Origin of the sequence: Streptomyces sp. NPDC050738 (genome assembly GCF_040654175.1) — a bacterium.
Lineage (GTDB): Bacteria > Actinomycetota > Actinomycetes > Streptomycetales > Streptomycetaceae > Streptomyces.
This window is the reverse complement of the sequence record NZ_JBFAHN010000008.1, coordinates 118,561-132,974: the sequence shown is the minus strand read 5'-3', so window position 1 is coordinate 132,974 and position 14,414 is coordinate 118,561. Positions and strand designations below refer to the sequence as shown.

Here is a 14,414-nt window from a genome sequence, read left to right as displayed (position 1 = left end):
AGTCCGATGAGCCAGGCGGCGCAGAATCTGAACTGGTTGATCACCAACTTCGTGGACAACACCCCTGGGGTGTCCCACACGGTGGTGGTCTCCGCCGACGGACTGCTCCTCGCCATGTCCGAAGGTTTCCCGCGCGACCGCGCCGACCAGCTGGCGGCCGTCGCCTCCGGTCTGACGTCGCTGACCGCGGGTGCCTCCCGCATCTTCGAGGGCGGCGCCGTCGCCCAGACCGTCGTGGAGATGGAGCGCGGCTTCCTCTTCCTCATGTCCGTGTCGGACGGCTCCTCGCTGGCCGTGCTCTCCCACCCGGACTGTGACATCGGCCTGGTCGGTTACGAGATGGCGCTGCTGGTCGACCGTGCGGGCAGCGTCCTCACCCCGGACCTGCGCGCCGAGCTCCAGGGCAGCCTCCTGCACTAGGAGCCCAGGCTCCCCTGAACCCACAGGATTTGCCCGTACGTTCGCACCAACCCGTCCGGCCGCAACCCGCTCCCCCCACCGGCCAAGTCAGACGGCAAGCCGACCCCCTGCTGTCCCGCCCGGAGGATCAATGACCCCGCCACCCGCCTCACACGATCCGTACGGCGCGTTGCACCACGCGTCGTACGAAAGTGAGGGCGACCAGCCGCTGGTACGTCCGTACGCGATGACCGGCGGCCGGACCCGGCCGCGCTACCAGCTCGCCATCGAGGCGCTGGTCAGCACCACGGCCGACCCGGTGCACCTCGCGGGGCTGCTCCCCGAGCACCAGCGGATCTGTCACCTGTGCCGTGAGGTGAAGTCGGTGGCCGAGGTCTCGGCGCTGCTGTCGATGCCGCTCGGTGTGGCCCGGATCCTCGTGGCCGACCTGGCCGAGGCCGGCATGGTGGCCATCCACCAGCCGGGCAACGGAGAGGCCGGCGGCACGCCGGATGTGACACTGCTCGAAAGGGTGCTCAGTGGACTTCGCAAGCTCTAGCGGCAGCGCGGCTCCCGCCCGGTCGACCACCTCCGCGAAGATCGTGGTGGCGGGCGGCTTCGGCGTGGGCAAGACGACCTTCGTCGGCGCCGTCTCGGAGATCAATCCGCTGCGTACGGAAGCCGTCATGACGTCCGCGTCCGCGGGCATCGACGACTTGACCCACACCGGGGACAAGACCACCACGACGGTGGCCATGGACTTCGGCCGCATCACCCTCGACCAGGACCTGATCCTGTACCTCTTCGGTACGCCCGGACAGGACCGCTTCTGGTTCATGTGGGACGACCTCGTACGCGGCGCCATCGGTGCGATCGTGCTGGTCGACACCCGCCGTCTCGCGGACTGCTTCCCCGCGGTGGACTACTTCGAGAACTCGGGCCTCCCGTTCGTCATCGCCCTCAACGGCTTCGACGGGCACCAGCCCTACACCCCCGACGAGGTGCGCGAGGCGCTCCAGATCGGGCCCGACGCACCGATCATCACCACCGACGCGCGGCACCGCGGTGATGCAAAGAGCGGACTCATCACTCTGGTGGAACACGCACTGATGGCACGACTCAAGTAGCTTTTCGAGTACGGCAGTTGTCGTAGACGACCAGGGGCGGGCTGTGTCCTTTGACACGATCCGCCCCTGTGTTCATAACGTTTCGAGAGAGAATTCCCCCCTCCCGAACACCCGTTGCGGTCACTCGGTGTCGCTGTGCTCACAACTGAACCGCTTTTTGCCGTGCCTCGCTCTTTATGACCGTTTTATCTGAGGCGTACACCACTCGGAATGGCTGGTTCCGGCTGTTTGGAACGACACCCTCTGACGTGCTGCAATGCCACGAACTGAGCAGTAGTACGGTGCCGAGAGGTTGTTGGTCGAGTGAGGCGAAGCAAGAACGGCTCCGCTACGCAGCAGGCGCGGGGGAACTTCACCCCGCCGCCGCGCGAAGCGGCGTCGCCTGCGGAGATACCCGCGCCCGTGGCAGGCGGCTCCACCAGCCGGCTGGCACCGCGCAACTGGCGGGTGCCCACCAAGCTGAACGCCATCCTGTTGATCCCGGTGCTGGTCGGCCTCGTCATGGGCGGATTCCAGGTCAAGTCGTCGGTTGACACGTGGAACGAGGCGCAGGAAGCCGAGAAGACGGCGCTCATCGTGCGCGCCGCCGCGGAGTACGGCCAGGCGCTCCTCAACGAGCGTGACCTGACCGCGGGGCCGCTGCTCTCCTCGAAGCGCACCAGCCCCGTGGTCACCAAGGCGTACGCCGCCACCGATGCCGCCGCGTCGGACTTCAACACCGCTGTGGCGTCCATGCCGGGCAAGCAGGGCCTGGAGCGCCGTCTGAGCCTCTTCCGCGCCGAGGAGCCCAAGCTCGCCGCGCTGCGCAAGGCCGCGTACGCCGAGGCCCTCGATCCGGTGAAGACCGAAGAGGGTTACCTCAAGGTCCAGCACTCACTGATGGAGTTCTCCAACGAACTCGGCTTCGGCACCAGCAACGTCACCAGCTTCGGCCGCACCCTGTACGCCATCCAGCTGGCCAAGGCCGCCGAGTCGCTGCAGCGCTCCATCGGTCTGCACCTGTTGCTCCGCCCCAGCCAGGAGCAGGACAAGTTCCGCGCCCAGGCCGTCGCGTTCAACTCGTACAACTACCTGGAGCAGATCGCCCTCGGCGAGTACACCTCGGGCGGCACCCAGGCCGACACCGACAAGCTCATCAAGATCATGAAGGGCAAGGCCGCCGACGGGGCGAAGCAGCTCGCGGCGGCCAAGCAGCAGGCGGACGCCGCCGGTGTCCCCTTCGTCGCCCCGCCGTCCAAGGCCGGTTCGGTCTTCGACGGCATGGCAGCGGAGATCGGCAAGGGCCAGACGCCGAAGCAGCTGAAGGCCAAGGGCATCACGCCCGAGACCTGGATGGCGGCTTCCACCGCCAAGTTCGACGGCTACTCCGAGATCGAGGACGGCCTGGTCACCAAGGCCGTCGACGAGGCCGCCGCGATCTCCGACTCCGCGAAGACCGACGCCATCACCAACGGCGCCATCGTCGTGGTCGCACTCCTCGCCGCGTTCGTCCTGGCCGGGATGATGGCGCGCCAGATGAGCCGCTCCATGCGCCAGCTGCGTACGGCCGCCTTCGGCATCGCCGAGCAGCGGCTGCCCTCGCTGGTCGACCAGCTCTCGCGTACGGACCCGGGCCGGGTCGACACCCGGGTCGAGCCCATCCCGATCAACACGCAGGACGAGATCGGCGAAGTCGCCCGCGCCTTCGACCAGGTTCACCAGGAAGCGGTCCGTCTCGCCGCCGAGCAGGCCATGCTGCGGGGCAACGTCAACGCGATCTTCACCAACCTCTCGCGGCGCAACCAGTCGCTCATCGAGGGCCAGTTGACGCTGATCACCGACCTCGAGAACAACGAGGCCGACCCGGACCAGCTGGAGAGCCTCTTCAAGCTGGACCACCTGGCGACCCGTATGCGCCGTAACGGCGAGAACCTCCTGGTCCTCGCCGGCGAGGAGCCGGGCCGCCGCTGGAACCAGCCGGTCCCGCTCGTCGACGTGCTCCGCGCCGCCTCCTCAGAGGTGGAGTCCTACGAGCGCATCGAGCTCTCCGGCGTACCCGAGACCGAGATCCACGGCCAGGCCGTGACCGACCTCGTGCACCTGCTCGCCGAGCTCCTGGAGAACGCCACCACGTTCTCCTCGCCGCAGACCAAGGTCCGCGTCACCGCGACCCGGCTGCCGGACGGCCGCGTGATGGTCGAGATCCACGACAAGGGAATCGGCCTCACCGCCGAGGACTTCGCGGACATCAACCACAAGCTGGCCAACCCGCCGACCGTGGACGCCGCGATCTCCCAGCGCATGGGCCTGTTCGTGGTCGGCCGCCTGGCCGACCGGCACGGCGTACGCGTCCAGCTCCGCCCCTCGGGCGAGCAGGCGGGCACCACGTCGCTGGTCATGCTCCCCGACGCCATCACCCACGGTGGCGGCGGCGAGGCACTGCCCGTGGACGACTTCACGGTCTCCTCGATCATCCCCGAGCAGCAGCAGCCCCAGCAGCCCGCCATCCAGACGGCTCCGCTGCGTACGGCCGCCGAACTCGGCTTCGACGACTCGCGTTACGGCGACGAGACGAACGGCGAGCAGCCGCGCGAACTCGACCCGGTCAACCGGTCGTTGATGCGCGGCGAGCGGCGGGCGGCGCTGGAGGCGCAGGCGCAGGTCGGCGACCGGCCGCTGTACCGCGACGAGGTGCAGGAGCCCGCGCAGTACGCGGAGCCGCAGTACGGCGACCAGGGCTACGCCCAGGACCCGTACCAGCAGCCCCAGTACGAGCAGCAGGCGTACCAGGAGCAGCCGTACGACCAGGGCCAGGCGCCCGTGTACGACCAGAACGGCTACGCCTATGCGGAGGCTGCCTACGAGGCTCCCGCAGCGCAGCAGCCGCAGTACGACGGCTCGTTCGATCCCCATGCCCACCAGGGTGAGTGGCCTGCTCAGGGCACGTTCGAAGGGTCGTACGACACCGGTTTCCAGACGGAAACGGAATCTGCTCCCAGCGCTCCCGCAAGCGCCTCCGAGCGCGTAGGCTTCGACCGTCCGGGACCGTCTCCGAGCACCTCCCACGAAGTGACCGAAGCCGGTCTCCCCCGCCGCGGCAGCCAGTCGCAGCAGCCCGCGGCTCCTGGTCCCCAGGATGAGAGCGGCACCGGCACCGGTGACGGTGCGGGTGATGACGATTGGCGTTCATCGAACGACGATCGCTGGCAGCGTGCGGAGAAGCTCCGTGAGCCGAAGGCCGGCGGGATCACCCCGTCCGGTCTCCCCCGGCGGGTGCCCAAGGCCAACCTGGTCGAGGGCACGGCGGAGCAGACCCCGCAGGGCGGCCCTCAGGTCTCCCGCGCTCCCGAGGACATCCGGGGCAGGTTGAGCAACCTGCGCCGCGGTGTCGAGCAGGGACGCAGTGCAGGTAGTGACACGAACGGCCAGGGCTTCAGCCCTGACAGCACCTACAACCAGGAGCGTTAGTGTGAGCCCGATGAGCCAGGCGGCGCAGAACCTGAACTGGTTGATCACCAACTTCGTGGACAACACCCCTGGGGTGTCCCACACGGTGGTGGTCTCCGCCGACGGACTCCTTCTGGCGATGTCCGAAGGTTTCCCGCGCGACCGCGCCGACCAGCTGGCGGCCGTCGCCTCCGGCCTGACGTCGCTGACCGCGGGTGCCTCCCGCATCTTCGAGGGCGGTCATGTCAACCAGACCGTCGTGGAGATGGAGCGCGGCTTCCTCTTCCTCATGTCCGTATCGGACGGATCCTCGCTCGCGGTGCTCGCGCACCCCGAGGCGGACATCGGTCTGGTCGGTTACGAGATGGCACTTCTGGTAGAGCGCGCGGGCAGCGTCCTCACCCCGGACCTGCGTGCGGAACTTCAGGGAAGTCTTCTCAACTAACAGACACACAGTGCGTTTCGCGCCACCGCGCCATAGGGTGCGGTGGCGCGGCTCCACAGGGAACAGCGACCGGCAGTCGGAGGAGGAAACGTGGCAACGCCCCCAGGCGGTCACCCTTACAACGGTGGACAACAGTCTCCGGGTGATCACGACCGTAACCGCTTCAACTTCCCCTCCACGCCCAGCAGCAGACAGGGTCAGCCGCCTTACGGGCAGCCCTATCAGCCGCAGCAGCCGCAGCAGCCCTCGCCGTACGCGCAGCCGCCGCAGCCGCCGCGCATCCAGCCTGTGCAGCCGCGTCGCGCCCCCGAGCCCGCTCCGGTCGCGCACAACCCTCTCGTACGCCCCTATGCCATGACCGGCGGCCGTACCCGGCCGCGCTACCAGCTCGCCATCGAGGCGCTGGTGCACACCACGGCCGAACCCGCGCGCCTGCAAGGGCAGTTGCCCGAGCACCAGCGGATTTGCCGGCTCTGTGTCGAGATCAAGTCGGTCGCCGAGATCTCGGCTCTTCTTTCCATTCCTCTCGGCGTCGCCCGCATTCTCGTAGCAGACTTGGCGGAGGCCGGCCTTGTCGCCATCCATCAGCCCGGTGGCGACGAGAACGCAGGCGGCACGCCGGACGTGACACTGCTCGAAAGGGTGCTCAGTGGACTTCGCAAGCTCTAGCGGCGGTGCAGCCCGCTCCACTACCTCCGCGAAGATCGTGGTGGCAGGGGGCTTCGGCGTGGGCAAGACCACGTTCGTCGGCGCCGTCTCGGAGATCAATCCGCTGCGTACGGAAGCCGTCATGACGTCCGCGTCCGCGGGCATCGACGACTTGACCCACACCGGGGACAAGACCACCACGACGGTGGCCATGGACTTCGGCCGCATCACCCTGGACCAGGACCTGATCCTGTACCTCTTCGGTACGCCCGGACAGGACCGCTTCTGGTTCATGTGGGACGACCTGGTACGCGGCGCCATCGGGGCCGTGGTCCTGGTCGACACCCGCCGTCTCGCGGACTGCTTCCCCGCGGTGGACTACTTCGAGAACTCGGGTCTGCCGTTCGTCGTCGCCCTCAACGGCTTCGACGGACACCAGGCCTACACCCCCGACGAGGTGCGCGAGGCGCTCCAGATCGGGCCCGACACCCCCATCCTGACGACGGACGCCCGGCACCGGGCGGACGCCAAGAGCGCGCTCATCACGCTCGTCGAGCACGCCCTCATGGCGCGGCTGCGGTAGCGCTCGTACGCACGCCAAAGGCCCCGGCTCCTTTCGGAGCACGGGGCCTTTGCGTTGTGCGGTGTGGTGCGCTGCGGTGTGGTCAGCCCTGCCAGGAGTGCGGGGCGCGGAAGCCGGGGGTGCGCTCCAGGCGGCGCCAGCCGGCCGTCGTGGTGGGCTTGTGGGCCGGGGCCTCCGGCTGGGACGCGGCGCGCGCCAGGAGGATCGCGGTGATGGCCGCGAGCTCTTCGGGGCCGGCGTTGCCCTTCTCCACGCGGAGGAGGGAGGAATCGGAAGGGGCGGGGGTACTCAAGGCAGGAGTCTCCTCTTACTGAGGCGGGTTGCCGTGCTTGCGGGACGGCAGGTCGGCGTGCTTGGTGCGGAGCATGGCGAGCGAGGCGATCAGGACTTCGCGGGTCTCGGCGGGGTCGATGACGTCGTCGACCAGGCCGCGCTCGGCCGCGTAGTACGGGTGCATCAGCTCGGCCTTGTACTCCTTGACCATGCGGGCGCGCATGGCCTCGGGATCGGCGGCCTCGGCGATCTGCTTGCGGAAGATGACGTTGGCGGCACCTTCGGCGCCCATCACCGCGATCTCGTTGGTCGGCCAGGCGTAGGTCAGGTCGGCACCGATGGACTGCGAGTCCATGACGATGTACGCGCCTCCGTAGGCCTTGCGGAGAATCAGCGAGATCCGGGGCACCGTCGCGTTGCAGTACGCGTAGAGCAGCTTCGCGCCGTGCCGGATGATCCCGCCGTGCTCCTGGTCGACGCCGGGCAGGAAGCCCGGGACGTCGAGCAGCGTCACGATAGGGATATTGAAAGCATCGCACATTTGGACAAAGCGGGCAGCTTTTTCACTGGCCTCGATGTCCAGGACACCTGCGAGGGACTGCGGCTGGTTGGCGACGATGCCGACCACCTGTCCGTCGAGGCGGGCCAGGGCGCAGATGATGTTGCGCGCCCAGCGCTCGTGGATCTCCAGGAAGTCGCCGTCGTCGACGAGCTCCTCGATGACCTTGTGCATGTCGTAGGGGCGGTTGCCGTCGGCCGGCACCAGGTCCAGGAGGACCTCGGAGCGGCGGTCGGCGGGGTCCTCGGAGGGGTGCGAGGGCGGGTTCTCGCGGTTGTTGGAGGGCAGCATCGAGATGAGGTAGCGGACCTCGGCGATGCAGGTCTCCTCGTCGTCGTACGCGAAGTGCGCGACGCCCGAGGTCTCGGCGTGCACGTCAGCGCCGCCGAGGCCGTTCTGGGTGATCTCCTCGCCGGTCACCGCGCGGACCACGTCGGGTCCGGTGATGAACATCTGCGAGGTCTCGCGGACCATGAAGACGAAGTCCGTGAGGGCCGGGCTGTAGGCCGCGCCGCCCGCGCACGGGCCGAGCATCACGCTGATCTGCGGGATGACGCCGGAGGCGCGGGTGTTGCGCTGGAAGATGCCGCCGTAGCCGGCGAGCGCGGAGACGCCCTCCTGGATACGGGCGCCGGCGCCGTCGTTCAGGGAGACCAGCGGGGCACCGGCCGAGATGGCCATGTCCATGATCTTGTGGATCTTCGTGGCGTGGGCCTCGCCCAGCGCGCCGCCGAAGATCCGGAAGTCGTGTGCGTAGACGAAGACCGTGCGGCCCTCGACCGTGCCCCAGCCGGTGATGACACCGTCGGTGTACGGCTTCTTCGCCTCCAGGCCGAAGCCGGTCGCCCGGTGGCGGCGCAGCTGCTCGACCTCCTTGAACGAACCCGCGTCCAGGAGCAGCTCGATGCGCTCGCGGGCGGTCAGCTTGCCCTTGGCGTGCTGGGCCTCGGTGGCGCGCTCGCTCGGGCCGCGGCGGGCCTGCTCACGGAGGGCAAGGAGCTCGGCCACGCGCCCGCGGGCGTCCGTGGGCTCGCCAGGGGTTTCGTCGACAACGGTCATGTATCGACCCTACGAAGCCCGCCAAGAAAACGCGCAGTGGGCTTCGTACAGTCTCCGGGCCGTTTTCCTGGTAGCCCTGAACAGAAGCCCCCGGCAGTGCAGCCGAAGTACCAGCTCAGGGAGGTGCGGCCTTGTGGGATCCCCACAAGGCCGCCGGTGAGACACCGGTCACAGTGCGTGTCCGGCTCAGGTGAGGGTCACCACGGCCTTGTGTGTGGCGCCGAGCGTACCCGGGGTGATCCTCAGGGTGAGTGCGGTTCCGGTGGAGATCGTCTGGACCGTGGAGTCCTTGGAGGTGACCGCCGAGACCGGGCGGTTCCAGGTGACGTCGATGGTCGCCGACTGGCGCATGGGGTCCGAGACGCAGATCGTCGCCGTACCGGCGGATTCTCGGATCATGACGGCTGCGGGGGCCGTGGTGGTGAGGGTGCCGACCGTACCGGCGAACCAGAAGTTGACGCCGGTGAAGCCGAGCGAGGGGACCGCGACGCCCTGCTGGTTGTCGGTGTTGGCCAGGGTCGTCAGATAGGTGGTGTCGGCCGCGCGGGCCGCGGTGGCCGTGGTCGTCGCGCCCGGCATCAGCAGGTAGGAGTACGTGGCGTCCGTCGGATCGGTGCCGTGGTCGAACCAGAGGGTGAGGTAGCGGCGGGTGATCGGGTCCGTCGTACCGCCCGCGTTGATGTCCGACCAGGCTCCGGTGCGGGTGGCGCGCAGGGCCTTTACGGTGGCTCCGCCGGGGAAGACGTAGCCGGCGTGGCCCGCGAGCTGGGCCCACTTGGCGCCGGTGAGCGTGGCGTTCCAGCCGAGCGCCGTGGACTGGGCGGTGCCGTCGACGGTGAAGGCGTGGACGCCTGCCGCGCCGAGGTTGCGGTTCTCGACCACGCTCTCCACGCCGGTGGCGTCCCGGCCTCGGATCCCGGCGCCCAGACAGACGATCGCGTCGTCGAGGAAGAACCAGGACTTCTTGGCGACGAGGGTGGAGGACAGGCCCTTGAGGTACTGGCCGACGGTGGCGTACGTACCGTCGCTCGCACCGCCCACCCACTTCACGTCGGGGCGTGAAGCACCCCAGGTGCCTCCTGCGCCGTCCGCGAGGACCTTCTTGGACGCGGTGGTCCCGGGGAGGCGGTAGGGGTCCACGGTGGGCCAGAAGCTGTCGCTGTACTGGCCGTTGGCGAAGTCCTTGCCCCACCAATAGAGCATTCCCGAACCGCTGTGCCAGCCGCGGACGTTCTCGCCGTTGCCGTTCTCGTAGTACGTGATCCGGCCGGAGGCCATCGAGACGTTGGCGGCCCAGGCGGTGCGGCGGTGCACGGCCCGGTCCATGCCGGGGAACAGGCGGTGGCCGGTCGGTTCGGCGGCGGCGGTCGCCGTGCCGTTCCGGACCGCGGCGAGGCGGGCCGCCGCGGCGACTCCGAGGGTGGGGTCGGTGAGGATCGGTGCGTAGGAGGCGCGGGCGATCCAGCCCTTGACCATCGACTGCCAGCGGGCGGATTCGGCGCTGGACGCGCTCTGGGCGAGCAGGGCGATGCAGGCGATGATCGCGTGGCCGCGGCCGTGGTCGTCCTGGAGGATCCTGCGGGTGTCCGTCGTCTGCACGCCTCGGCTGACCGCCCGGCCGGAAACGCTGTCCATGGCCAGGCCGTTGAAGAGGAAGGGCGCGTACGCCTTCTCGACCGAATCGAAGATCACCTGGCGGCCGGAGTCGGTGACCTCCCAGGTGGAGCCCTTGAGCAGGGCGAAGAGGAGGGAGAGGCCGCCGAGCATCACCGAACCGTAGGAACCCGCGTAGGGGACGACCGTGTGCTGGACGAAGGAGCCGTCGGCGTAGAGGCCGTCTCCGGCCGTCACGTACGGGAAGACGGGCGAGAGCGCGTTGCGGGCGGTGGCGATCTTGGCGGGGGTCTTGGCGACCACGCCGCGCAGGGCAATGACGCGGCAGAGGTCGACGCGGTTCGCGCCGGTGGAGGTGCCCGAGTAGGTGGCGACCGCGCTGTCGGGGACGAAGTGGTCGATCGCGGCGGCGTAGTCGGCGATGCGGGTGGCGCCCAGGCTGTCGTACAGGAAGACGCAGATGTCCAGGAGCGCCTGGGGTATGCCGATCTGCCAGTTGTACCAATTGCCGTAGGTGGCCTGGGTGTTGTTGTAGCGCTCGGTGTGGAGGTGGTCGAGACCTGCGAGGATCTCCGTCAGCAGGGCGGCGTTGCCGGTGACTCCGGTGCCGGGCTGGGAGTATGCCTCGGCGAGGGTGCGCAGACGGGAGAAGCTGGTGCCGAGTGCGGCGGAGTAGCCGTAGGAGGCGGTGTCGGTGTTCGGGTCGGGATCCGCGTAGTCGAGGTCCGGCCAGAGGGAGCCGCTCGCGACCGCCATGGTGGAGCGCAGGGTGGCGGCCGTGGTGCCGAGGGCGGAGAGCTTGCTCTTGTACGGCTCCGCGGTGGCGTCGAATCCGGTGCCGAGCATCAGGTCGCGCCACTTGAGGCGGAGGGTGTCGTACGCGTCGGCGGCTGTCGCGCGGCCTGCCGCGACCCCGAGAACGGGGACGGCGACGGCGGTGGCGGCGACCGCGCGCAGGAAGCCGCGGCGCGAGAGGAACATGGGGGGAACTGCGGAGGACATGGGGGGCGAAACCTCCGGGGAGACGGGTGCGTCATCGCACTCGGGGCCACTCGCAGCGCGAGTGAGCGGTTTCTAACACGTACGAACAGACACCAGCAATGGCCTGAACACTTCCTGCCGAAAATGATTGTTCAGACAGAAACGTTCACTAACGATCGCTGGAGTACTACACTCCAGCTCAGCCCGGTGACGGAAGAGGGGACCGGATCACGTGCATGCCGAAGAGAGGCACCAGGCGATACTGCGTCGCTTGCGCGAGCAGGGCTCGCTGCGAGTGACCGATTTCGCCGATGAGTTGGGGGTTTCGCCCGTCACGGTCCGCCGTGACGTCGAGACCCTCGCCGAGCGCGGTCTGGTCGCCCGCGTCCACGGTGGGGCCGTGCGCCCCGAGACCCGTGCGGAGACGGCGGGACCGGGTGCGGACACCGCGCCGGCCCGTCTCGTGCCCGCACCGCGCACCGCTGCCACGGAGCGGGTGTTCGGCATGATCGTGCCGGCCGCCGACTACTACTACCCGGAAGTGATCAAGGGCGCCCGCGAGGCGGCCGGTTCACGCGGTATCCGGCTGGTGCTCGGCATCTCGCAGTACTCCCCCGCCGAGGAGCAGGTGCAGGCCCGGCAGATGCTGGCCGACGGCATCGACGGACTCCTGATCACCCCGTGCGGGAGCGCGGACGACCAGCACTGGCTGGCCGAACTCCCCATCCCCTTCGCCCTGGTGGAGCGGCGCCCGGAGAACGACATCTCGGGTGCGGAGCGGGCCGTCACCGACCATGTCTACGGCGCCCGGCTCGCCGTGCGCCATCTCGCGGAGTCCGGGCGGTCGAAGATCGCCCTGCTGCTGCGCGACGACAGCCCGCACGGACCGCTGGTCGCCGAGGGGTACGCGGGCGGGCTCCGGGCGGCGGGTCTCACCGCGCCCACCGCCATCAGCTTCCGCATCCCCTCCCCCTCGGCGATGGCCGAACGCGACCGGACGATCGACGAGTTCATCGATGCGGTCACCGAGGGCCGGGTCGACGCCGCGCTCGTCCACAACGATCACGATGCGATCGTGCTGCTGCAGCGGCTGCGCTCGCGCGGTCTCACGGTCCCCGGGGATCTGGCGATCGTCGCGTACGACGACGAGGTGGCCGCACTCGCGGACATCCCGCTGACAGCCGTGGCCCCGCCCAAACACGCGGTGGGCGCGGCGGCCGTGGACCTCCTGAACCTGCGGGTGACCGACCCGGGCCGCCCCAGGCACCGTCTCGCCATACTGCCCGAACTGCACATTCGGGACTCCAGCGGCTGACACCGCAGACCCGTACCTTCCTGCTCCGGAGAAGCCCTCATGTTCCAGATATCCCCCGAGGGTTTCTCCCTCGACGGTCGCCCCCTGCACCTGCTGTCGGGGGCGATGCACTACTTCAGGACCCTGCCCGAGCAGTGGCCGCACCGGCTGCACCAGCTGCGGGCGATGGGGCTCAACACCGTGGAGACGTACGTCCCCTGGAATCTCCACGAGCCGCGGCCCGGGAGCTACGACTTCGAGGGTCTCGCCGACCTCGACGCGTTCCTGCACGCCACCGCGGACGCCGGGCTGCACGCGATCGTCCGCCCCTCGCCGTACATCTGCGCCGAGTGGGAGAACGGCGGGCTGCCCTGGTGGCTGGGCGCCGACCGGGACGTGCGGGCGGTGCGCTGCCAGGACCCGGCCTATCTGGCCCATGTGGAGCGCTGGTACGACCGGTTGATGCCGGTGATCGCACCGCATCAGGTCAGCCGCGGCGGCAATGTGCTGATGGTCCAGATCGAGAACGAATATGGGTCGTACGGCACCGACACCGGCTATCTGCGCCATCTCGCCGAGGCCATGCGCTCGCGCGGGATCGACGTCCCGCTCTTCACCTCGGACGGCCCCGAGGACTTCTTCCTCACCGGCGGCACCGTCCCCGGGCATCTGGCGACCGTCAACTTCGGCAGCCGCGCCACGGAGGCCTTCACCGAACTCAGGCGCTTCCGGCCGGAGGATCCGGCGATGTGCATGGAGTTCTGGTGCGGCTGGTTCGACCACTGGGGCGACGGCCACACCGTCCGCGACCCGAAGGACGCGGCCGCCACCCTCGCCGAGATGACGGACGCCGGCGCCTCGGTGAACATCTACATGGCGCACGGCGGCACCAACTTCGGGACCTGGGCAGGCGCCAACACCAAGGACCCGGCCACCGGCGAGACCTATCTCCCCGATGTGACGTCGTACGACTACGACGCCCCCGTCGACGAACGCGGCGGGACGACCGAGAAGTTCTGGGCGTTCCGCGAAGTCCTGGGGAAGCTCGCCGAAGGACCGCTGCCCGATCCGGCGCCGATGCCGGCCCTGCTGCCCGCGGGGAGGGTCGAACTGTCCGAGTCCGTCCGGCTTTTCGACGTACTGAACGAGCTGGCGGCGCCCACCGTCGCCTCGGCCGTCCCGCTCACCTTCGAGGAGCTGGGGATCGAACACGGCCTGGTCCTCTACGGGACGGACATCCCCGGGCCGCGCAAGGCCTACCCGCTCTCCGTGCAGGGGCTGGCCGACCGGGCGCACGTCTTCGTGGACGGTGAGCCCAGGGGCGTGCTGGAGCGCGACTCCGACGCCCCCTGGCCCGAGATCGCGGTCGAGGGTGCGAGTACCCGCGTCGAGCTCCTGGTCGAGTCCATGGGCCGGGTCAACTACGGCACGGGGGTCGGCGAGCACAAGGGCGTGAGCCGGGTCCTGCACACCCAGCAGCTGCTGCACAACTGGACGGCGCGGCCCGTCCCGCTGGGCAACGGGACACCCGACGGCCTGCCCTGGGGAACGGCCGCCGAGGGTCCCGGACCGGTCTTCCACCGGGGCTTCCTGGACGTCTCGGAGCCCGCTGACGGGTATCTCGCACTGCCCGGCTGGACCAAGGGCTACGTCTGGGTCAACGGCTTCTGCCTGGGCCGCTACTGGGAGCAGGGCCCGCAGCGGACGCTGTACGTCCCGTGGCCGCTGCTGCGCGCGGGACGCAACGAGATCGTGGTCCTGGAGCTCGACGGATGCGACGCGGAAACGGTCGTCGAGGTGCGCGAGTTGCCCGACTTGGGCTGATTCGGCGGGCGTTGGCCGCCCACCGGATGAGCGGGGTTGTGCGTTTCGCTTGAAACGCACAACCAGACGGATCGAAACCGTTCCGAGACGATCGATTGTCTCTTTCCTATTGACTCTGATCGTTCTTGGTCGAAAGATGTCGTCAACTCGCCTCGTCAGCAGGTCTTCTCGTAGGAGTCAGA

12 protein-coding genes are annotated in these 14,414 nt (G+C 69.1%); 9 read left to right on the top strand and 3 right to left on the bottom strand.

All coding sequences use genetic code 11. The annotated features are described in order from the left end of the window. Positions 1-6 precede the first annotated feature (6 nt). The 7 genes from AB0H78_RS21845 to AB0H78_RS21815 all read left to right on the top strand — a co-directional run bounded on the left by AB0H78_RS21845 (position 7) and on the right by AB0H78_RS21815 (position 6,628). Positions 7-420, top strand: coding sequence for a roadblock/LC7 domain-containing protein (locus AB0H78_RS21845; protein ID WP_363236384.1), 414 nt, complete (start codon positions 7-9; stop codon positions 418-420). A 130-nt stretch (positions 421-550) separates the two neighbouring features. Continuing rightward, on the top strand, positions 551-958 hold the full coding sequence (locus AB0H78_RS21840) for a DUF742 domain-containing protein (protein ID WP_363236176.1): 408 nt from the start codon (positions 551-553) through the stop codon (positions 956-958). Beyond that, on the top strand, positions 939-1,526 hold the full coding sequence (locus AB0H78_RS21835) for an ATP/GTP-binding protein (RefSeq protein ID WP_363236175.1): 588 nt from the start codon (positions 939-941) through the stop codon (positions 1,524-1,526). The genes AB0H78_RS21840 and AB0H78_RS21835 overlap by 20 nt, the downstream gene beginning before the upstream one ends. Before the next feature lie 303 nt (positions 1,527-1,829). Next, positions 1,830-4,973 (top strand): nitrate- and nitrite sensing domain-containing protein, encoded by a 3,144-nt coding sequence (locus tag AB0H78_RS21830; RefSeq protein ID WP_363236174.1) that lies wholly within the window; start codon positions 1,830-1,832, stop codon positions 4,971-4,973. Between the two features lie 10 nt (positions 4,974-4,983). Then, positions 4,984-5,397, top strand: a complete 414-nt coding sequence (locus AB0H78_RS21825) for a roadblock/LC7 domain-containing protein (RefSeq protein ID WP_363236383.1) — start codon at positions 4,984-4,986, stop codon at positions 5,395-5,397. A 90-nt stretch (positions 5,398-5,487) separates the two neighbouring features. Further along, complete coding sequence (locus AB0H78_RS21820; RefSeq protein ID WP_363236173.1) at positions 5,488-6,066, top strand: DUF742 domain-containing protein; 579 nt, start codon at positions 5,488-5,490, stop codon at positions 6,064-6,066. Next, entirely contained in the window at positions 6,047-6,628 is a 582-nt protein-coding gene (locus AB0H78_RS21815) for an ATP/GTP-binding protein (RefSeq protein ID WP_206962033.1), read from the top strand. The genes AB0H78_RS21820 and AB0H78_RS21815 overlap by 20 nt, the downstream gene beginning before the upstream one ends. A gap of 82 nt (positions 6,629-6,710) precedes the next feature. On the opposite strand, the gene AB0H78_RS21810 is transcribed toward AB0H78_RS21815, so the two are convergent. The 3 genes from AB0H78_RS21810 to AB0H78_RS21800 form a co-directional block, all read right to left on the bottom strand. After that, positions 6,711-6,920 carry an acyl-CoA carboxylase subunit epsilon gene (locus AB0H78_RS21810; protein WP_363236172.1) on the bottom strand — a complete coding sequence of 70 codons (210 nt, stop codon included), beginning with the start codon at positions 6,918-6,920 and terminating at the stop codon, positions 6,711-6,713. Positions 6,921-6,935: 15 nt separating this feature from the next. After that, complete coding sequence (locus tag AB0H78_RS21805) at positions 6,936-8,519, bottom strand: acyl-CoA carboxylase subunit beta (protein WP_363236171.1); 1,584 nt, start codon at positions 8,517-8,519, stop codon at positions 6,936-6,938. A 186-nt stretch (positions 8,520-8,705) separates the two neighbouring features. Then, the gene (locus AB0H78_RS21800; RefSeq protein WP_363236170.1) at positions 8,706-11,135 is read right to left on the bottom strand and encodes a polysaccharide lyase 8 family protein; all 2,430 of its coding nucleotides are present in this window, start codon (positions 11,133-11,135) and stop codon (positions 8,706-8,708) included. 211 nt (positions 11,136-11,346) lie between these two features. Here AB0H78_RS21800 and AB0H78_RS21795 point away from each other — a divergent pair, with 211 nt between their 5' ends. Together AB0H78_RS21795 and AB0H78_RS21790 are read left to right on the top strand one after the other, a co-directional pair. Next, positions 11,347-12,429 carry a substrate-binding domain-containing protein gene (locus tag AB0H78_RS21795; protein ID WP_363236169.1) on the top strand — a complete coding sequence of 361 codons (1,083 nt, stop codon included), beginning with the start codon at positions 11,347-11,349 and terminating at the stop codon, positions 12,427-12,429. A gap of 39 nt (positions 12,430-12,468) precedes the next feature. Beyond that, complete coding sequence (locus AB0H78_RS21790; RefSeq protein ID WP_363236168.1) at positions 12,469-14,232, top strand: beta-galactosidase family protein; 1,764 nt, start codon at positions 12,469-12,471, stop codon at positions 14,230-14,232. Positions 14,233-14,414 lie beyond the last annotated feature (182 nt).

Excerpts from the sequence above, each read along its gene's own strand:
- AB0H78_RS21845 (WP_363236384.1), top strand. The coding sequence starts at position 7 with ATGAGCCAGGCGGCGCAGAATCTGAACTGGTTGATCACCAACTTCGTG.
- AB0H78_RS21840 (WP_363236176.1), top strand. The coding sequence starts at position 551 with ATGACCCCGCCACCCGCCTCACACGATCCGTACGGCGCGTTGCACCAC.
- AB0H78_RS21825 (WP_363236383.1), top strand. The coding sequence starts at position 4,984 with ATGAGCCAGGCGGCGCAGAACCTGAACTGGTTGATCACCAACTTCGTG.
- AB0H78_RS21805 (WP_363236171.1), bottom strand. The coding sequence starts at position 8,519 with ATGACCGTTGTCGACGAAACCCCTGGCGAGCCCACGGACGCCCGCGGG.
- AB0H78_RS21800 (WP_363236170.1), bottom strand. The coding sequence starts at position 11,135 with ATGTCCTCCGCAGTTCCCCCCATGTTCCTCTCGCGCCGCGGCTTCCTG.
- AB0H78_RS21790 (WP_363236168.1), top strand. The coding sequence starts at position 12,469 with ATGTTCCAGATATCCCCCGAGGGTTTCTCCCTCGACGGTCGCCCCCTG.